Below are 19,609 nucleotides of genomic sequence, written 5' to 3' on the forward strand. Positions count from 1 at the left end.
CCAAGCTATTATTAATTTATCGGCCTCTCTTTTTACCGCAAGCTTCTGTGGTATGAACGTTGAATCTGTACCTATCGTCAAATTCGGTAGGATCGTAAAGAGCGTGGGAGTATTACTATGTTAGGTGAAAATCATGCACTATTTATCGAGTACCCAGAGCATCAAGATAGAATTCAGGAATTAAAACAATCCGACAACGGCTTCAAGCAAATGGCTGACCGTTACCACCAACTAGATCATAAAATTAGAGGCCTTGAAGGCAACAACATTCCCACCGACGATCGCCACTTCACACAGCTGAAATTAGAACGTGTCCAACTGAAAGATAAAATCTACAGCATTCTGTCACACTGATCCTGCATGGTTCGCATTGTTTATGATGTTCACTTCACTGCTTTGCAAGCGGTGAAGTGAACATAAATTCACACTTTCCCGTCAATATGAAATGCCTCGCAAAAATGTACATAAGCTATTGAATAAAAGACAAAAGCAATATTAACGGCATGTAAACAGATAAAATCACCACAGAAACATTTGTAACTAGATATTTCTAGTGGTTTCCTATTCAAAAAATATTGTTAAAATCCGCGCACCTTTAGTGACAATCAACTTTTGTTAATAAAGACAAAAAAATTTTGAGCACAGTATGCAAGCCATACTGTTTCCCTTGTAGTGACGAGAAAACAATGACTAAATTCGATAAAGCAAAGCAGATCCTGCTGGCAGGCTTCTGTATCAACCTATGTATGGGCATCCTGTATGCTTGGAGTGTATTCAAGCAAGCGCTCGTTCTAGATATGGGCTGGTCGGATGCAGATGCTTCTATGCCATACTCAGTTGCTGTAATTACTTTTGCTCTATCTCTTTTGGTAGCTGGTGTACTTCAAGACCGCATGGGCCCGCGTAAGATCCTTATCTTGGGTACGGTTCTTGTCGGTTCAGGCATGATCATTTCTAGCTTTGCCACCACCCCGCTATTGCTTCTTATCACTTTCGGTCTAATGACTGGTGCCGGTATCGGCTTCGGCTATGCATGCCTTGCTCCTTCTGCAATGAAGTGGTTCCACCCTTCTAAGAAAGGCTTGGTGAACGGTTTAATCGCCGCTGGCTTTGGTCTAGCTGCGGTATATCTTGCACCGTTAACATCTCTGCTAATTGACTCTTTTGGCATCAGCAACAGCTTCCTGATCCTAGGCGTGGCGATCCTGCTTATTGCCGTTCCACTGGCAAGCACTATCACCAACCCGCCTGAAGGCTACAAACCACAGGTTCCTGCAAACTACAAAGCGAAAGCAGGTAAGCCGGTAGACATCCAGTGGCGTGCAATGCTGAAAACGCCACAGTTCTACTCACTGTGGGTAATGTTCGCTCTTGCGTCATCTGCAGGCTTAATGGTTATCGGTAATATCACTCTGATTGCTTCACAGCAGGCAAACATTACTGAAGCCGCTTTCCTGGTTGTTGTTCTGTCTATCTTCAACTCAGGTGGCCGTGTTGTTGCCGGTATGCTGGCTGACAAAATTGGTGGCCTACGTACACTGACTATCGCCTTCATTATGCAGGGTATCAACATGGCACTGTTTGCTAGCTTTGACTCTAGCTTCACGCTAATGATTGGTGCAGCGCTTGCTGGTGTTGGTTACGGTACATTACTTGCGGTATTCCCAACGCTAACCGCTGAGTTCTACGGCCTGAAAAACTATGGCGCAAACTTCGGTGTGCTATACACCGCATGGGGTGTTAGTGGCTTCATCGGTTCTGCCATCACAGCTATCGCTATGGGCGCTTCTGGCAACTACACCCTTGCATACTCGATCTGTGCGGTAATGCTGGCATTTAACGTATTGCTTTCTGTTATCACCAAGCCTGTTGATGCAGAAGCACTCGAGAAGAAATTGGCAAAAGCCTAAAAATCTATATATACGATCATAAATAAGCACAGCATCGCTGTGCTTTTTCTTTTTTCTTCTCATTCAAGATTTCACATTCCCCCTTTCAAGATTAATTCCACGTCTTTGTATAAAATATTAATTGTGCAAACTTAACACCTCTGTTCAGTTATTTAGCTATTTGAACCATATCTTTCTGTATTGACTATATTTTTCCTCTCAATTTACTCATTACAGTAATTCACATATCGCTTGGACTTCCTTGTTGTTTCATTTGTGTAGATTTGAGAAATGTATCATTTTTATGCGCTATTCTAATTTATGGCTTTCCACCTCCTCCAAAGTATTAGTGCAATTTTTTTGATCTTTCTTGTTTTCACAAAAGTGATAATTAAGACCTCAAATTTCGCCCATCTTTATTGCACGAGAACTTCTCGTACATAAAAGCAACATTTCGCAATGGACGTTAGGGGTGAGTGATGAACAACAAAACGTTATATAAACGTCATCGACTAACAGCCTTAGTAACTGCATCATTATTAGGGTTGGCATCTGGTATCGCCAGTGTAAATGCCGAAGATGACGTCGAAGCACCTGATTTTTCAGGCTTAGGCTCTTTAAAAGGCATAAAGCCGGCGCCTGTACCAGGGCTCGATGAATACGTAAAAGATGAAAAAGCGGCAATTAAACTCGGTAAGGCCTTGTTCTGGGACATGCAAGCAGGTAGCCAAGGGCAATCGTGTGCAAGCTGTCACTACAGTGCAGGGGCTGATAACCGAACCAAAAACCAAATCAGTCCGGGACTGAACAATGTTGACCCGGCCAAACGTGAAATTTTCGATCCTACACGAACCGGGGTTGGTGGGCCAAACTACACCTTGGTACCTGAAGATTTCCCATTCCGAGTCTATGCCGATCCTGACGATCGTGACTCAGAGGTCTTGTTCGATACCGATGATGTCGTATCCTCACAAGGCGTATTTGCCGCGGTATTTGATGAACTCTATGGCGGTAGCTACGGGGAGCCTAAGTTCTCTGACCGTAGAGAATCCTGTGAAACGGTTAAAGACATCTTCCACGTAGGCGGTGTAACCACACGCCGAGTAGAACCACGTAACACGCCGACCGTTATCAATGCCATTTTCAACTTCCGAAACTTCTGGGATGGTCGTGCCAACAACACCTTCAACGGGGTTGACCCCTTTGGGCGTCGTAACGTTGATGCTAAGGTTGTTCACTACGACCCATACACTGATTATGTCAGCTTGAAAAAAGTGGACCTGATCAACTCCAGTGCGGCATCACAGGCCGTTGGTCCTCCGGGCAGTGCCTTCGAGATGACTTGTGCCGATAAAGCCTTCAAAGATATGGGTAAAAAACTCCTTCACTTGAAAGCACTTGGTTTGCAACAAGTTGATAGAACGGATAGTGAACTGGGTTATGTCTCTAGCTATCCAAACAAAGGGCTTCATGTCACCTACCGCGAGATGATTGAAGATGCCTTCAACATCGAGTACTGGGGCTCAGACGAAGACTTTGATGGCTACAGCCAGATGGAAGAGAACTTTAGTCTATTCTGGGGCTTGGCTATCCAGCTCTACGAAAAAACCTTGATCTCTGATGATTCACGCTTCGACCGTTATATGGACGGTGATGACTATGCACTTACCGATCTTGAGAAACATGGTATGGAAGTGTTTGTCGGAAAAGGAAGCTGTGTAAACTGTCACAGTGGTCCGGAGTTCTCCAAAGCCATGACCCACCTGATTGCTGAAGAGCAAGAAGAAGGTTTGGTAGAGCGAATGCATATGGGCGACGGGAATACATCACTTTATGACAATGGCTTCTACAACATAGGTGTAACACCAACAAAAGAAGACATTGGTCTAGGTGGTAGAGACCCGTGGGATAACCCTCTTTCACACACTGAGCAGTACATCGACAAGTTACTTGGTAACAATGCACCAGATAACTTCGAGGTTGACCCTTGTACCTTTGAGGCTTTGGTGTTTGAAGAAGATCCATGTAATTCAAACCGTCAAACTAGAAAGATCACACGCCGTGTTGAAAATGGCAAAGAGCGTACCGCCGTACATGGTGCATTTAAGACCCCAACCCTTCGTAACGTAGAGTTAACTGGTCCTTTCATGCATAACGGTAGTATGGCAACGCTTGAGCAAGTGGTTGAGTTCTATAACCGTGGTGGTAACCGTACCAGTGAAGGGAATGGTGATTCATCTGGCTTTGATGGCATCTCTTCAAACCTCGACCCAGATATTCGAAGCCTCGATTTGACGGATTACGAGAAAAAAGCACTGGTTGCCTTCTTGAAGTCTCTAACGGATGAGCGTGTACGTGAAGAGAAAGCACCATTCGACCACCCTCAGCTGTTCATTCCAAATGGCGCGGTTGGCGATGAGTTCGCAGTTGTACAGAAGTTCAACGACATTACCGCAGAGGAAGACTGGCTAGAAATCCCAATGGTTGGTGCTTATGGCCGTCCAGCTAAAGGCCTAGAACCTATCAAGCCTTTCCTCAATGGTGTTAACTCTGGTGGCGATGCGCCGAACTACCTAGAAGCAAAAGATGACGTCGTGTCTGCGAAATATGGCCGCACAACCGTTATCAAGCTACTGGATAACGACGTTGCCGGTGACTATGGCATCGACCCAAGCAGTATTGTGATTCACAATGCACCTAGCCGTACTGAATGCCGTTACTACATTCACAGCGATGGTAGCATTTCTATCACACCGCTTCGCGACTACAACATGAATATGACTTACACCGTCAAAGACAGTGAAGGCCATGAGTCAAATGTAGCAACCGTGGAGATCAATGTTTACCGCTAAGTAGCTCATTAACATAGATATAACATCAAGCCCCGCCCTGTGCGGGGCTTTCATTCTTTAGCCACTTCGAGCGTACTCCCCCGTATATCCTGCCCATTGAAATGTTAATGACTTATTAACTAGAACTATTTCAAACTGTTTCTATACTGAATAGTGACACAAAAACAGACAGTTATTTTTTATGGCTGAAAGAAAGTGCTTATTAGATTGCTAAATCATGGGGCACCCTTTTAAAGATAACTGCTAGTAATGGCGATAAGAAGCGTCAATGTCTCATGAGAAGAAATAACAGGACGTAATTATGAAGCGAACCTTTACCTCTACCTTGGCAGTATCTACTCTGGCTCTCATTCTTAATGGCTGTGATAGCAGTGGTAGCAGCCAAGACAAAGAAATGATCCAATCGCTACAAGACAAAGTCGAAACACTTGAGCAGCAGCTGGCTCAAGCTTCAGGTGGTGCCGTTACTGCCGTTGAGTCAGGAACTGAAGAACTCAAAGCGAAAATTGCTGAACTTGAAAATCAACTTGCGGGCAAGTCTGATGGTAGTGCACCAGCAACTTCAGCGAGTTCTGACACACTCGCCCAAATTCAAAAGCAGGGCTATATCCAATGTGGTGTGACGACGGGTTTACCTGGCTTCTCAAACCCGAATGAAAAAGGCGAATGGGAGGGTATTGATGTTGAGTTTTGTCAAGCCGTTGCCGCCGCAACGCTCGGTGATAAAACCAAGGTGAAATATATTCCACTGACCGCCAAAGAGCGTTTCACAGCCCTTCAGTCTGGTGAGATAGACCTGCTATCCCGCAATACAACTTGGACACTTCATCGTGATACCGCACTGGGGATAAACTTTGCTGGTGTTAACTATTACGACGGCCAAGGATTCATGATCAAAAAAGAGCTCAAGGTAGAGAGCGCTAGAGAGCTCGACGGTGCTGCGGTCTGTGTTCAGTCTGGTACTACCACAGAGCTTAATCTGGCCGATTACTTTCGCTATCGTGAAATGAAGTACACCCCTGTAGTCTTCGATACAGCCGCTCAAACAGTCAAAGGCTTTGAAGCTGGCCGCTGTGATGTGCTCACCACCGATCAATCAGGACTTTACGCCCTGCGCTTGAATCTACAAGATCCATCATCGGCAGTCGTGCTGCCAGAGATTATCTCAAAAGAACCTTTAGGCCCGGCAGTCCGTCAGGGCGATGATCAGTGGTTTAATATTGTGAAGTGGACACTCAATGCCATGATCCATGCTGAAGAGTTAGGTGTGTCCTCCCACAATATTGACGATATGAATAAATCAAATGATCCTAATATCCGCCGCCTTATGGGTCTCGATGGCCCCAAAGGCAAAGGACTTGGGCTCAATGATGATTGGGCATATCAGGTTATCAAGCAAGTCGGCAACTACGGTGAAAGCTTTGAACGTACTGTCGGCATGAGTTCCCCGCTTGAAATTAAACGCGGACTTAACGCGCTATGGACTGACGGTGGTATGCAATATGCTCCACCCATTCGCTAACCGCTCTGATTCAAATAACAGTTATTAGCGGTCAAAGGTGGAGAGATCCCTTCTCCACCTTTCAAAACCTTCCGACACAGGATCACCGACACAGGATGTGACGTTTTGGCAGCGAACAAATCTAACCTAATATATAACCCTACTTTTCGTGCAGTGTTGTTTCAAGCACTTGCCGCTGCAGCGTTGTTCTTTTTTATTTACTCCATAATCAACAATGCATTGGTCAATTTGGAGCAACGTGGGATTGCAACGGGGTTTGGCTTCCTCACAGAACAAGCGGGATTCGGTATAGGATTGAGTCTGATTGATTACGATGAAACCTATAGTTATGGCCGTACCTTCTTTGTCGGCTTGCTCAATACCGCTCTGGTCTCTGTATTAGGTATTTTTCTTGCCACTATTATTGGGTTCCTTATCGGTATCGCTCGGCTTTCTTCCAATTGGTTGGTTAGCCGTTTTGCGGCAGTTTATATCGAGACGTTTCGCAATATTCCCCTGTTACTGCAAATCTTCTTTTGGTATTTCGCTGTATTACAAGCGCTCCCCTCTCCCCGTAACAGCATTAGCCTCGGCGAAAGTGTCTACCTCAATGTTCGAGGTTTGTATTTTTCCAAACCCGTTTTTGAGCAAAATGCCTACTGGATAGGTCTTGCTCTTCTCACAGCGATAGTACTGAGTATTGGCTACACAATTTATGCAAAGCGAAAACAGCAAGCGACAGGCAAGCAATCACCGATCCTTTGGGTGTCAATTAGCCTGCTTGTTATCCTCCCGACAATCGGTTACTTCGCCAGTGGACAACCCATTCATATGGAGGCCCCTGAACTGAAAGGCTTTAACTTCAGAGGGGGGATCAGCATCATTCCCGAGCTAGCCGCTTTATTGCTTGCCTTGAGTGTCTACACTGCATCTTTCATCGCTGAAATAGTTCGTGCCGGTATTAATGCTGTCAGTCACGGACAGACAGAAGCCGCCTTATCGCTTGGCCTCCCACAAGGCAAAAACCTGCGCTTGGTGGTCATTCCACAAGCTTTACGCATTATTATTCCTCCGTTGACCAGCCAATACCTCAACTTGACCAAAAACTCCTCCTTGGCAATGGCTATCGGTTATCCGGATCTCGTGTCAGTTTTTGCTGGTACCACACTCAACCAAACCGGACAGGCTATCGAAATCATTGCCATGACCATGGCCGTTTACCTTGCTCTGAGCCTACTGACTTCATTGATAATGAATATCTATAACCGCAAAGTTGCGCTGGTCGAGCACTAGGAGGACGAGGCAATGCATCAACACCAATTTCGCCCAGACTTACCTCCACCGGCCAACACTGTTGGTATCATCGGCTGGTTACACAAAAACCTGTTTTCCAATGCCATTAACACATGCCTAACGCTTGTTCTGGGCTATTTCGCTATCGTGGCACTTTGGAACATCGTTGATTGGGCCTTTCTCAATGCTGATTGGGTCGGCACAACTCGAGACGACTGCCAACGAAACGGAGCTTGCTGGGTGTTTATTTCGGTTCGGTTCGAACAGTTTATGTTTGGTTTTTACCCGCAAGAAGAACTTTGGCGGCCCCAGCTTTTTTACTTCACCCTGGCGATATTGATTACGCTACTGGCCTATGAAAAGACACCAGGTCGCACATGGATATGGTTGTTCTTCGTCAATATGTACCCTTTCATTATTGCCGGTTTACTCTATGGCGGGATTTTCGGATTACCGGTCGTTGAAACCCACCTTTGGGGCGGCTTGCTGATCACGTTAATCATTGCCATTGTCGGCATTGTCGTGTCGTTACCAATTGGTATCGCACTGGCATTGGGGAGACGCTCGAATATGCCGGTGATCCGTAGCCTCTGCACCGTGTATATCGAAGTATGGCGCGGCGTACCGCTTATCACCGTTCTATTTATGGCTTCCGTAATGCTTCCGCTATTCCTCAGCGCCGAAACAGAGACCAACAAACTGTTCCGGGCGCTGATTGGGGTTGTTTTGTTCAGTGCTGCCTACATGGCAGAAGTCGTTCGCGGCGGCCTGCAAGCCATTTCATCAGGGCAATATGAAGCGGCAGATGCACTCGGTCTAAACTATTGGAAGAAAATGTACCTGATAGTATTACCTCAAGCACTCAAGATCAGTATTCCTGCCATTGTTAACACTTTTATCGGACTGTTTAAAGACACCAGCTTGGTGCTGATTATCGGCATGTTTGATGTGCTTGGCATCGGTCAGGCGGCCAATACAGACCCTAGATGGCTGGGTTTTGCCACGGAAAGCTACATCTTTGTTGCACTCGTATTCTGGGTGTTTTGCTTTGGTATGTCGAGATACAGCATATATTTGGAAAACAAACTTCATACCGGTCATAAACGGTAAGTCATCAAGAAGGATTTAGTATGACAGACAGCACGGTAAGCAAGGGCAATGTTAACCAGAGCCCCCCCAATAATAGCTCTACAGCAATGATCACCATGGAGGCGGTCAACAAATGGTATGGCGAATTCCATGTTTTGAAAGACATCAACCTCACGGTTAAGCAAGGTGAAAAGATCGTGATATGCGGCCCTTCTGGTTCCGGGAAATCCACCTTGATCCGCTGCATTAATCGCCTTGAAGAGCACCAAAAAGGGACTATCATCGTAGCCGGCAACGAACTCACCAGTGACCTGAAAAATATCGAATTGGTTCGTCGAGAAGTCGGCATGTGCTTTCAGCATTTCAACCTTTTCCCCCATCTCACGGTGCTCGAAAACTGCACCTTGGCCCCCATATGGGTAAAGAAAATGCCGCAGAAAGACGCTGAAAAAATCGCCATGCAATACCTGGAGCGGGTGAAAATACCAGAGCAAGCCAACAAATACCCCGGACAGCTATCTGGTGGCCAGCAACAACGCGTAGCCATAGCTCGCTCGCTATGCATGACACCGCAAGTAATGCTGTTTGATGAACCGACATCAGCCCTAGACCCGGAAATGGTCCGGGAAGTACTTGATGTCATGGTTGAGCTTGCTAACGAAGGGATGACAATGATTTGCGTGACTCACGAGATGGGGTTTGCGCGCCAGGTTGCCGACCGGGTTATCTTCATGGATATGGGTGAAATTATTGAAGAAAACACCCCGCAAGCATTCTTCGACAACCCACAATCAGACAGGACCCAACTATTCTTGAACCAAATTTTGCACTAATCCGTATAAAGGTTGATACTTTTTCTTCCTGATTACATGATAAAACAAACACTTAATGAGGCGCAGCAAGCACGTGCCGTAACATTCATTTACAACTTTGACCACAAAGATAAGGAATTGTTAAGTATCATTCAGGTCATATCGTTACAATAATGATTATTGCTTGGGGACAGCCACATTAATTTGACAAACGGCTTGCAATAGCGATGAAATGCCCCAATATACATTTACATTAGCAATCACATATCTAACCCTAAGGGGACTATTTATGAACGATCGTATGGTCAATCGTGGCACAGCTTACGAAAGCGTACTTTCTACGAACAAGGTTCTACGTAACACTTATTTTCTTCTGTCTCTAACGCTTGTATGGTCAGCTGTCGTTGCAGGTTTTGCGATGGCGATGAATATGCCTCACCCTGGCTTAATCATCACATTGGTTGGCTTCTACGGCCTGATGTTCCTGACAGAAAAAAACCGTAACAGCAGCTTGGGTGTTGTATTTACCTTCGCACTAACAGGCTTTATGGGTTACACATTGGGGCCAATCCTCAATATGTATATTGGTGCCGGCATGGGCCACGCAATTGTCCCTGCTCTAGGCGGTACGGCTCTGACCTTCATGGCGTGTTCAGCATATGCACTGACCACTAAGCGTGATCTGTCCTTCCTAGGCGGCATGCTACTGGCAGGCTTTGTTGCTATCCTCGTGATGGTTGTTGCAAACATCTTCCTACAGATGCCAATGCTATCACTGGCCATCAGCGGTATGTTTGTTCTGTTCTCGTCAGCAGCTATCCTACTGACAACTCAGAGCATTGTTCGTGGCGGTGAAACAAACTACATCTCTGCGACTGTTACGTTGTATGTTTCTATCTACAACCTATTCCTGAGCCTACTTCAAATCTTAGGCATCATGGGTAGCAACGACTAATCTCTGATTCAGTCACAGATAATGAAAAAGCGCCAAATGGCGCTTTTTTTGTTGCTGTAACCTTGCAGCCAAACCTGAATATCACTATGCTTTGCCCGTTCTATATGCGAGGCAAACATGCTTGAATTTGAAGGTAAACAAATAGACACCGATGCCCACGGTTATCTGAAAAACACCGACGACTGGAGCGAGGCTCTGGTTCCTCTCTTGGCTGAAGAAGAAGGAATCACCCTGAGTGAAGCCCATTGGGAAGTCGTCCGTTTTGTTCGTGAGTTCTATCAAGAGTTCAATACCTCACCGGCGATTAGAATGTTGGTGAAAGCGATGGCTAAAAAGTACGGCGAAGAAAAAGGCAGTTCACGCTACTTGTACAAACTGTTCCCGAAAGGGCCAGCAAAACAAGCAACGAAGCTGGCCGGCCTACCAAAGCCTGTAAAGTGTATCTAAGCTCTTACGGTGATAGCTAATATGGGCGAGCGGTATCCTCTCGCCTATCACCACTTACCTTGCACATCGCAGTGATATATCCCGGGCTCGCGCCCCGTTACATAATTTCAAAGCCATCATAATGTCGCCAGTCGATTTGCTCCCAGCTAAGAGAGTCTACACGTGACGTCCTCGGCCCGATTTTAAGCCAGCTAAGTAGTTGCTTAACTTGCTCCTCTGAGCCACAAGCCATGACCTCAACACTGCCGTCCGGTAAATTCTTGGCATAGCCTGTCAAACCGCACTTCAGCCCTTCATGTGCGGTATGAAACCTGAATCCAACCCCTTGAACCATGCCAGTAACTAACGCCTTTACACAAATTTGTGTCATATATCACCTCAAGCTTCCTGCTTTCCACTCGAAAACAATATGTTATCGCCCGCAAACAAAACAATAAGCGCAACAACAATATTAGTTGAGAGTACCAACAAAAACGTATTGAAATCACGACACAACAATCAGGAACCACTCCCCCATCTCTCTTAGCAATATACCCAAGTAACTTCAAGGTGCTTAGTTCAGCAAGAATTACTTGGATGATAGGCAAGCTGAAGCGCTGGGATCACGACGACGAGGACTGAAAGTCCTAGTTCCTGCCCATTGGGCCGTGCACTGCGGGCAAGGCCTAATGATAGGCTATATAAATTTGATTTTATGTGGTTTCGACAACATAATACGCCCCCACTCCTTACTCCATACTGGGCAAGTCATGACAGCTTCAATTTATCTGGTTAAAGGCCGTGAAAAATCACTTCGCCGCCGCCACCCTTGGGTTTTTTCGCGTGGCATTCAACGCGTAGAAGGTAAACCATCGCTTGGCGAAACCGTTGATATCTTCGACCACAATGGTGAGTGGTTAGCACGCGGCGCATTTTCTCCGCAATCTCAGATCCGTGTTCGAGTATGGACTTTTGTTCGAAACGAACAAATCGATGTGGATTTCTTCGTCAACCGCCTAAAATCCGCACAAGGTCTGCGTGACATTCTTGCAGCCCGTGACGGCCTGACAGGTTACCGTCTTATCGCCGCTGAATCTGATGGCCTGCCTGGCATCACTATTGACCGTTACCAAGATTACCTTGTGTGTCAGTTGTTGAGTGCAGGTGCCGAAGCACAGAAAGACGCCTTGGTTGAAGCGCTTAATATCTGCTACCCAGAATGTAGTGTGTACGAACGTTCAGACGTGTCAGTGCGTAAGAAGGAAGGTCTTAAGCAGCGTACTGGTGTACTGTCTGGTGAAGAGCCACCTAAATTTGTCACCATTGAAGAAAACGGCGTTAAGATCAATGTCGATATTGTTGGTGGCCACAAAACAGGTTTCTACCTTGACCAACGTGACAGCCGCGAAGCCGCCGTTAAGTATGTCAACGGCAAGCGTGTTCTTAACTGCTTCTGTTACACCGGTGGATTTGGCCTGTATGCGCTGAAAGGCGGTGCTAGCAATGTGGTGAATGTGGATGTCTCCCAGCCGGCACTAGACACTGCTCGTATGAACGCTGAAGCTAACGGCTACCCGCTTGATAATGCTGAGTTCCTCAATGCTGATGTGTTCAAGTTGCTACGTGAATACCGCGAACGCGGTGAGAAATTCGATGTTGTGATCATGGATCCACCAAAGTTTGCCGAGTCGAAGTCTCAGCTCGTCGGTGCATGCCGTGGCTACAAAGACATCAACATGCTTGCGATGCAGATCCTAAAGCCGGGTGGTACCCTGCTGACGTATTCTTGCTCGGGTCTGATGGACAACAACCTGTTCCAGAAAATCATTGCTGACGCCGCTCTTGATGCCAAGCGTGAGGTACAGTTTATTGAGCGCTTCGGTCAAGCTGCCGATCACCCACTAGACAGTGCTTACCCAGAAGGTTTCTACCTGAAAGGTTTTGCCTGCTACGTGAAGTAACAACGTTCTAATACCAGTCTGGATAAGTAGTTGAACAAATATTTATGTAGGTTGGTATAACCGTCTAGAAATAAAAAACGTTAAAGAAGCCAGCCTGATGCTGGCTTCTTTTTTAGCCAGTCAGCATTGCCGCAGCTGAGCCGCAAAGGGTCATCAAGAACAAGAACCACTTCAGTGTTTCCGGCCTAGCCGAAATAGCCATTTTCACAGCAACATGCGATCCCACCATTGTCCCACCCGCCAAAATCAATCCCGGTCCCCACAACACCAAATCTTCAATAATAAACAGCACCAAAGCCACAGATGTAAAAGCTAAGGCACACAACATTTTCAAAGCATTGGCTCGCACAAGGTCATAGCGAAGCGTCCCGGCTAGGGCCGCTAATAAGACAAAACCAACACCCGCTTGCACAAAACCACCATAAAAGCCTGCCAAACCAAGCCCCCACCATGAGCTGGGGGTATTTCTTACTTTTTTGGGCTCACTACCCGCCGGAGGGGCAACAATCGAAGGGCGGAGTAGAATCACCAGCGCCATAGTTAGCATGGTGCCTAGCAGTAGCGGCTTGATCCACGTTGAAGGCGCATATGCCGCTCCTACCGCGCCCAGTAAGCCACCAATAATGGTTGGCAATAAGATAGGGCCTGTATCTGATGTATCCAGCTTGCCGTGTCGCCGAAAGCCAAGCAAGGCCGTAAGGCCTTGCACCGCAACCCCTACCCGGTTAGTCGCATTGGCCACTTCAGCTGGCATCCCCATGACCATTAATGCTGGTAAGGTAAGGTTGGAGCCACCACCTGCTAATGTATTGATGATCCCAGCCAAGAATCCGGTTCCAATCAACAGGCAAGCCTGCAATAACGACATATCCATTGTATAGTTCTATCCATAGCAGTAACGTATTTTTGTATACAAGCAATATACCCAATACATCGAACAAAATGTTATATTTACCGATTAATTTATTGAGTATTATCAGGGCATCAAAGTCAATGTTCAGTCCCTATTCAGCTTCCTAGCGACAAACTGCTAGGATAATACCGATAAATACAATCTTATTCGGACATTGTTTTTCAAGGAACCGCTATGAAATTTCGTACCGCGTTAATGGCTATTGCAGCATGCGGCATCAGCTTCTCTTCACTTGCTGACGTTAAGCTTGACCTCCCGTACCAAGCTGATCTTGTTCTGGTTAATGGCGTAGAGCAAGATGGTAACGACACGTTAACGCTACCAAATGGTGTCAACCAGTTTGCCTTTACCTACGTTGACTCACTCCGTAATAATGGCGATGACTACCTGTATAAGTCTGACGTTATCGTGGTTAAATTTGATGCCAGTGATGAAGCCTTAAAGCTTGATCTACCGAAATTGCGCACCGCACAAGACGCACGCAAGTTCAATAAGTCGCCTCAGCTCTCATTGGTTGCGGCCAATGGAGAAAAAGTCAGCTTTGAGCAGGACAAACTCACTAAATCAGGCCTACAGCTTGGCCGTGACTTCGAAAAAGAAATTGCTGTTTATAACCAGTCAGGCAAAGTCGCTGCGGTAGCAACAACAGCGACTGCAGCTGCGGTAGTACCTGTCACACTCCCTGCCGCAACACCATCATCAACATCACCAAAACCGCCTGTCGATCAGCAGCAAACACGCAATGTGGCCGAAAACATGCTGGACTACTGGTATGCACAGGCTGACGAAGCGACACGAGCGCGTTTCAAGGCGAAAATCAATCAAGAATAAGAGCCTAGCGATGTAAAAAGAGCCTACGGGCTCTTTTTTCATTCCCCCCTGATCGACAGACCCTCATGCCGTCCTATTTCCTCTTCACATCAGCCAATCTTTATACCAATCTGGATAAGTCGTTGATCAAGTATTTGCACTGGAAAAATCGTTGTTATCAAGGCAGATATTGCAGTAACTAGTGGCTCTAATTTCAAAATATCTAACGCAGAGAACTGCGATTTTAACCTGCAAGACTGATCAAATATTGATGTAGGTTGGTCTTAACGTGCCTGGTATAAAAATTTAGTTATCGGTGCAAAATAACACTATTTAAATTACATAAGAAAAGCATATTTTTGCGAGTCAGTATGTGATTTATAACAAAATCACCTGCCAACCTTGGTATTCCTCTTATACTTTTTTCACGGCGCAACACAAGACCAAGATGCCGTAATCAAATTCAACTAACGCGTTTCAATATTAAGGAAATATTCAATGGAACACCTGAAACAAGGACAGGCGATAACTCGGGCACTTAAGCTCAGTACCCTCGCCGTTTCATGCATGGCGGCGATGAATACCCATGCAGCAATGGAATGTGAAACCGTCGAAACATGGAATAGCGCCGTGGCTTATACGGGGGGCGCTCAGGTTCAAGAAACAAATAAAGTGTATAAAGCTAATTGGTGGACAAAGGGGAATGCACCTTCTGCCCACTCAGGTCCAAACCAAGAATGGTCATTTGTCGATGACTGCTCAACTGGCGCAACAAACCAGCTTCCCACCGTCACAATCACCTCTCCTAGCGCTAACACAGCATTCACTGCTGGAGACACTGTAACTATCGCGGCTGATGCGACAGACAAGGATGGGACAGTCGCAAGCGTTGACTTCTATGTGGGCTCATCAAAACTGGGGTCAGCGCTCCAGCCTCCTTATCAAATTAACTGGACAGCCGTCACTGGTAACCAACAACTCAAGGCAGTAGTAACCGATGACAAAGGCGGATCATCCGAAACATCCGTCGCCGTTGTTGTACAGGAAACGGCTAATAGCCAACCAACTGTCAATCTTTCTCTGTCTGTATCCAGTATCGAGTTTGGCGGTTCAGTTACCCTTAACTCTACAGCTGATGACAGCGATGGCACTATTGAGAAGGTCGACTTTTTTGCCAACGGCTCATTAGTCGGCACCGTTGCCACTTCCCCCTACACGCTGGACTACACGCCCACTCAATCTGGCACTATCACCCTTTTAGCCCGTGCCACTGATAATCTTGGCGCAACGTCGGATTCTAGCTTGGTATCTCTAGCCGTTAATGGAGGGGTAACAACACAGAGTTGCCGACCAGACGGCCTGTATAAAACTGAAGGGGTCACGGTCCCGTATTGTACAATTTATGATGATCAAGGCCGTGAAATAATGGGGGCCGATCACCCACGTCGTGTCATCGGCTACTTCACAAGCTGGCGCAGTGGCGATGATCCGCAAGCAGCCTACCTAGTCAATGATATTCCATGGGATCAACTTACCCATATCAACTACGCCTTTGTCAGCATTGGCAGCGATGGCAAAGTGAACGTCGGTAATATTGCCGACCCTACCAACCCAGCGACAGGTAAAGAATGGCCGGGCGTCGATATTGACCCAGCCTTAGGCTTCAAAGGACACTTTGGTGCGCTTGCTACCTACAAGAAGAAGCATGACGTTAAGACCCTGATCTCTATCGGTGGCTGGGCTGAAACCGGTGGGCATTTCGGCGCTGACGACAATCGTGTTGCAGACGGTGGTTTCTATACGATGACCACCAATGCTGATGGTTCTATCAATCATGCAGGTATCGAGAAATTTGCCACATCGGCAGTGGAAATGATGCGCCAATACCAGTTCGACGGTCTGGACATCGACTACGAATACCCTACCTCTATGGCTGGTGCCGGTAACCCTGATGACACCACCTTTATGGAACCTCGCCGTGCGTATTTATGGGCTTCTTATCAAGAGCTAATGAAAGTATTGCGCCAGAAGCTGGATAACGCATCTGCGCAGGACGGCATTCACTACATGCTGACTATTGCTGCACCTTCGTCTGGTTACTTGCTACGCGGCATGGAAGACTTTGATGTCACCAAGTACCTCGATTACATCAACATTATGTCGTACGACCTGCATGGTGCGTGGAACGATCACGTAGGTCACAATGCAGCATTGTTTGACACGGGTAAAGACTCTGAGTTGGCACAGTGGAACGTATATGGCACTGCCGCTTATGGTGGTATTGGCTACCTAAACACAGATTGGGCATACCACTATTTCCGTGGTTCTATGCCAGCAGGCCGTATCAACATCGGGGTTCCATACTATACCCGAGGCTGGCAAGGTGTAACCGGTGGTGAAAATGGGCTATGGGGGCGCGCGGCACTGCCTAACCAGTCACAGTGTGCACCAGGCACTGGGGAAGGTGAAAAGAATAACTGTGGCTACGGCGCCGAGGGTATTGATAACCTATGGCATGACAAAAATGCTGCCGGTGATGAAATGGGAGCGGGCTCAAACCCTATGTGGCATGCAATGAACCTTGCCCAAGGTATCTTCGGTAGCTATAGCACAGCTTACAACCTAGACCCTGCCAACAACCCGGCCCATCAGTTAACGGGGAACTATACCCGTCACTATGACAACGTTGCCGTCGCCCCATGGCTATGGAATGCAGACAAGAAAGTCTTCTTATCAACAGAAGATAAAGCATCCATCAATGTTAAAGCAGACTATGTAATCGACAAGGAAATCGGCGGTATCATGTTCTGGGAGCTTGCTGGGGACTATAACTGCTACGTTTTCGATGCCAACGGCAATCGCACTTCTATCGATACCACAGAGAATGCATGTAAAACTGGTAATGGTGAATACCACATGGGTAATACCATGACTAAAGCCATCTATGAGAAGTTCAAGTCTGCAACGCCATATGGCAACAAAGTTGCCACTGGGGCTATCCCAACTGAGGCACTTGATATTGCAGTCAATGTATCAGGCTTTAAGGTCGGCGATCAGAACTACCCGATCAACCCTACTGTGACCTTTACCAATAACACAGGTCAGAATATCCCTGGTGGAACTGAATTCCAGTTCGATATCCCAACATCTGCACCTGACAATGCCAAGGATCAATCTGGTGGTGGCTTGGCTGTGATTGCATCAGGCCATAGCCGTGCCGATAATATCGGTGGCCTCGACGGCGTGATGCACCGAGTCGCCTTCACCCTGCCGGCTTGGAAGAGCCTTCCTGCAGGCGGTACCTATGAGCTTGATATGGTGTACTACCTACCAATCTCTGGCCCAGCCAACTATAGCGTTAACGTTAACGGCAAGGACTACGCATTCAAGTCTGAGCAGCCTGATTTACCTCTGGGCACTATCGGCAGCGGTAATGACGGGGGCAATAACGGGGGTGGCGACGAAACCTGTAGCACAACTGGTATCAACACTTACCCTAACTGGCCACAGACTGATTGGGGGGGTAACCCCAGCCATGCAAACCAAGGTGATAAGATCATCCACAACGGTGTGGTATACCAAGCCAACTGGTGGAGTGGTTCATTACCGGGGAGCGACGGCAGCTGGTCAACTGTGTGTACAATTTAACCATTAAGCGATAAATATCATGCGCAGGGCCTTCTCTGCGCATTTTTCATCCAAAAACCCTCAAAAACAGGCAGATCGTCATTTCAAAAAAGCATATAACTTATACAAAACTGATATTTCTAACGCAACATTTCTTCTTGAAGTGCTTGCTTGGAGAAAGAGAGGAGTAAAAAATTGCGATAAAGCGCTCAATTTTCAATCAAACAGTCAAAAAACAAACATTTCTTTATTTTCAAAATATGACACAGCATTTAGCTATAACAAACAACACATTATCATATTGACAATTGTAACAGTTATATATTTGGATGATTTTTTTACCTTTAAGACAATATTTCATATAAAAATGACAATCGCTTTTAATTACTTGTAATTAATTATTTTTTAAGCAAGCACAAACAATAAAACAGGATTTTTTTGCTTTAATCACTCTCATCACCTCCATTTCCCATAGCATCAAATGTCATTTTTTTTGTGTTAGAGTCAGCCTCAACCAACCACAACGACAAAATGAACATTTTACAGGGACAATGAAAAAGCTAACCGTACTATTTGTGATGGCACTAATCATTCTGCCATTACAGGCGACTGCCAGTGTTATAAAAAGTCAGCCTCATACTAATAATCAACACGCTGACATTTTAGTTAAAGATGTATATAAAAAAGCAAAATTAAATGGAGTGATTAATTATCAAGTATTTAAGGAAGCCTACGAGGCTTATTACAATACTAAAGGCCGTAAAAAGTCCGTCCTGACTATCATTGATTACAGCCTTCCTTCTACGAAGGAACGCTTCTTTGTTGTTGACCTAAAGAGCAATAAATTGCTATACCGCACTTTCGTCTCGCATGGCGTTAACAGCGGTGGTAAAAATGCAACTAAGTTCTCTAACACCGTGAACTCTCGCCAAACGTCTCTGGGGACCTTCCTGACAGATACCACCTATTATGGCGGTAATGGCTATTCACTGCGTCTTGATGGGTTGACTCCGGGTATCAATGACAAGGCAAGAAAGCGATACATCGTTATCCACGGAGCAGATTACGCAACCAAGTCTTTCATTAATCGCCATGGGTATTTAGGCCGCAGTTGGGGATGTCCGGCATTGCCGACTAATCTTTCAAGAGAAATTATCGACATCATCAAGGGTGGCAGTGTTATCTACGCCCACGCTTAATTCCCTCCCCCTGTATTATTGTCTAATAAACAGCAGCTTATTCAAGCTGCTGTTTTTATATCTGGCTATTGGCTATATAGCGTGGTGTTAATTTTATCTACACCCATGCTTAATTAAACTGACACTCATATATATCATTATGTATTTATTGCTTATTCAAGCAACCTTTCTCATAAAGTTAAGCTTCAAGTATCGTTTATCAACGCCCGAATTCAACTCCGAAGTGCGACACCCTCTAATATCAAGCAGCCATAACCATCGTTTTAAAGACGACAGATGGCT

The 19,609-nt window shown here is 46.1% G+C and carries 14 protein-coding genes and 1 pseudogene; 13 read left to right on the forward strand and 2 right to left on the reverse strand.

Annotated features, from left to right (window positions below; all coding sequences use genetic code 11):
• Positions 1 to 117: 117 nt before the first annotated feature.
• The 9 genes and pseudogenes from ACVA53_RS02810 (at position 118) to tusE (ending at position 10,838) form a co-directional block, all read left to right on the forward strand.
• A complete protein-coding gene (locus ACVA53_RS02810; RefSeq protein WP_446504450.1) occupies positions 118 to 354 on the forward strand; it encodes a YdcH family protein in 237 nt (78 codons plus the stop codon).
• 332 nt (positions 355 to 686) lie between these two features.
• Entirely contained in the window at positions 687 to 1,910 is a 1,224-nt protein-coding gene (locus tag ACVA53_RS02815; RefSeq protein ID WP_446504451.1) for an L-lactate MFS transporter, read from the forward strand.
• A 458-nt stretch (positions 1,911 to 2,368) separates the two neighbouring features.
• Entirely contained in the window at positions 2,369 to 4,741 is a 2,373-nt protein-coding gene (locus ACVA53_RS02820; protein WP_446504452.1) for a cytochrome-c peroxidase, read from the forward strand.
• A 598-nt stretch (positions 4,742 to 5,339) separates the two neighbouring features.
• Positions 5,340 to 6,263: pseudogene (locus ACVA53_RS02825) on the forward strand (amino acid ABC transporter substrate-binding protein); the annotation flags it as partial.
• A 105-nt stretch (positions 6,264 to 6,368) separates the two neighbouring features.
• Complete coding sequence (locus ACVA53_RS02830) at positions 6,369 to 7,535, forward strand: amino acid ABC transporter permease (RefSeq protein ID WP_255042321.1); 1,167 nt, start codon at positions 6,369 to 6,371, stop codon at positions 7,533 to 7,535.
• A 12-nt stretch (positions 7,536 to 7,547) separates the two neighbouring features.
• On the forward strand, positions 7,548 to 8,645 hold the full coding sequence (locus ACVA53_RS02835) for an amino acid ABC transporter permease (protein WP_446504453.1): 1,098 nt from the start codon (positions 7,548 to 7,550) through the stop codon (positions 8,643 to 8,645).
• 86 nt (positions 8,646 to 8,731) lie between these two features.
• The gene (locus ACVA53_RS02840) at positions 8,732 to 9,457 is read left to right on the forward strand and encodes an amino acid ABC transporter ATP-binding protein (RefSeq protein WP_446504460.1); all 726 of its coding nucleotides are present in this window, start codon (positions 8,732 to 8,734) and stop codon (positions 9,455 to 9,457) included.
• A 268-nt stretch (positions 9,458 to 9,725) separates the two neighbouring features.
• Positions 9,726 to 10,391 (forward strand): Bax inhibitor-1/YccA family protein, encoded by a 666-nt coding sequence (locus ACVA53_RS02845; RefSeq protein WP_255042318.1) that lies wholly within the window; start codon positions 9,726 to 9,728, stop codon positions 10,389 to 10,391.
• 117 nt (positions 10,392 to 10,508) lie between these two features.
• A complete protein-coding gene (tusE, locus tag ACVA53_RS02850) occupies positions 10,509 to 10,838 on the forward strand; it encodes a sulfurtransferase TusE (RefSeq protein WP_255042317.1) in 330 nt (109 codons plus the stop codon).
• Between the two features lie 97 nt (positions 10,839 to 10,935).
• On the opposite strand, the gene yccX is transcribed toward tusE, so the two are convergent.
• Entirely contained in the window at positions 10,936 to 11,208 is a 273-nt protein-coding gene (yccX, locus tag ACVA53_RS02855) for an acylphosphatase (protein WP_255042315.1), read from the reverse strand.
• A 379-nt stretch (positions 11,209 to 11,587) separates the two neighbouring features.
• Between yccX and ACVA53_RS02860 the strand changes: the two genes are divergently transcribed.
• The gene (locus ACVA53_RS02860) at positions 11,588 to 12,778 is read left to right on the forward strand and encodes a class I SAM-dependent methyltransferase (RefSeq protein WP_255042313.1); all 1,191 of its coding nucleotides are present in this window, start codon (positions 11,588 to 11,590) and stop codon (positions 12,776 to 12,778) included.
• Between the two features lie 112 nt (positions 12,779 to 12,890).
• Here ACVA53_RS02860 and ACVA53_RS02865 read toward each other — a convergent pair whose 3' ends face one another.
• On the reverse strand, positions 12,891 to 13,652 hold the full coding sequence (locus ACVA53_RS02865) for a sulfite exporter TauE/SafE family protein (protein ID WP_255042312.1): 762 nt from the start codon (positions 13,650 to 13,652) through the stop codon (positions 12,891 to 12,893).
• Between the two features lie 213 nt (positions 13,653 to 13,865).
• Between ACVA53_RS02865 and ACVA53_RS02870 the strand changes: the two genes are divergently transcribed.
• The 3 genes from ACVA53_RS02870 to ACVA53_RS02880 all read left to right on the forward strand — a co-directional run bounded on the left by ACVA53_RS02870 (position 13,866) and on the right by ACVA53_RS02880 (position 19,327).
• On the forward strand, positions 13,866 to 14,522 hold the full coding sequence (locus ACVA53_RS02870; protein WP_255042311.1) for a YccT family protein: 657 nt from the start codon (positions 13,866 to 13,868) through the stop codon (positions 14,520 to 14,522).
• Between the two features lie 477 nt (positions 14,523 to 14,999).
• Complete coding sequence (locus ACVA53_RS02875; protein ID WP_446504454.1) at positions 15,000 to 18,149, forward strand: chitinase C-terminal domain-containing protein; 3,150 nt, start codon at positions 15,000 to 15,002, stop codon at positions 18,147 to 18,149.
• A gap of 530 nt (positions 18,150 to 18,679) precedes the next feature.
• Positions 18,680 to 19,327, forward strand: coding sequence for a murein L,D-transpeptidase catalytic domain family protein (locus ACVA53_RS02880; RefSeq protein WP_255042308.1), 648 nt, complete (start codon positions 18,680 to 18,682; stop codon positions 19,325 to 19,327).
• The last annotated feature ends 282 nt before the right edge of the window (positions 19,328 to 19,609 follow it).

Source organism: Photobacterium sp. DNB23_23_1 (assembly GCF_052873815.1).

Coding starts and splice junctions, on each gene's coding strand:
- ACVA53_RS02845 (WP_255042318.1), top strand. CDS start 9,726: ATGAACGATCGTATGGTCAATCGTGGCACAGCTTACGAAAGCGTACTT.
- ACVA53_RS02810 (WP_446504450.1), top strand. CDS start 118: ATGTTAGGTGAAAATCATGCACTATTTATCGAGTACCCAGAGCATCAA.
- tusE (WP_255042317.1), top strand. CDS start 10,509: ATGCTTGAATTTGAAGGTAAACAAATAGACACCGATGCCCACGGTTAT.
- ACVA53_RS02875 (WP_446504454.1), top strand. CDS start 15,000: ATGGAACACCTGAAACAAGGACAGGCGATAACTCGGGCACTTAAGCTC.
- ACVA53_RS02835 (WP_446504453.1), top strand. CDS start 7,548: ATGCATCAACACCAATTTCGCCCAGACTTACCTCCACCGGCCAACACT.
- ACVA53_RS02870 (WP_255042311.1), top strand. CDS start 13,866: ATGAAATTTCGTACCGCGTTAATGGCTATTGCAGCATGCGGCATCAGC.
- yccX (WP_255042315.1), bottom strand. CDS start 11,208: ATGACACAAATTTGTGTAAAGGCGTTAGTTACTGGCATGGTTCAAGGG.
- ACVA53_RS02865 (WP_255042312.1), bottom strand. CDS start 13,652: ATGGATATGTCGTTATTGCAGGCTTGCCTGTTGATTGGAACCGGATTC.
- ACVA53_RS02840 (WP_446504460.1), top strand. CDS start 8,732: ATGATCACCATGGAGGCGGTCAACAAATGGTATGGCGAATTCCATGTT.
- ACVA53_RS02880 (WP_255042308.1), top strand. CDS start 18,680: ATGAAAAAGCTAACCGTACTATTTGTGATGGCACTAATCATTCTGCCA.
- ACVA53_RS02820 (WP_446504452.1), top strand. CDS start 2,369: ATGAACAACAAAACGTTATATAAACGTCATCGACTAACAGCCTTAGTA.
- ACVA53_RS02815 (WP_446504451.1), top strand. CDS start 687: ATGACTAAATTCGATAAAGCAAAGCAGATCCTGCTGGCAGGCTTCTGT.
- ACVA53_RS02860 (WP_255042313.1), top strand. CDS start 11,588: ATGACAGCTTCAATTTATCTGGTTAAAGGCCGTGAAAAATCACTTCGC.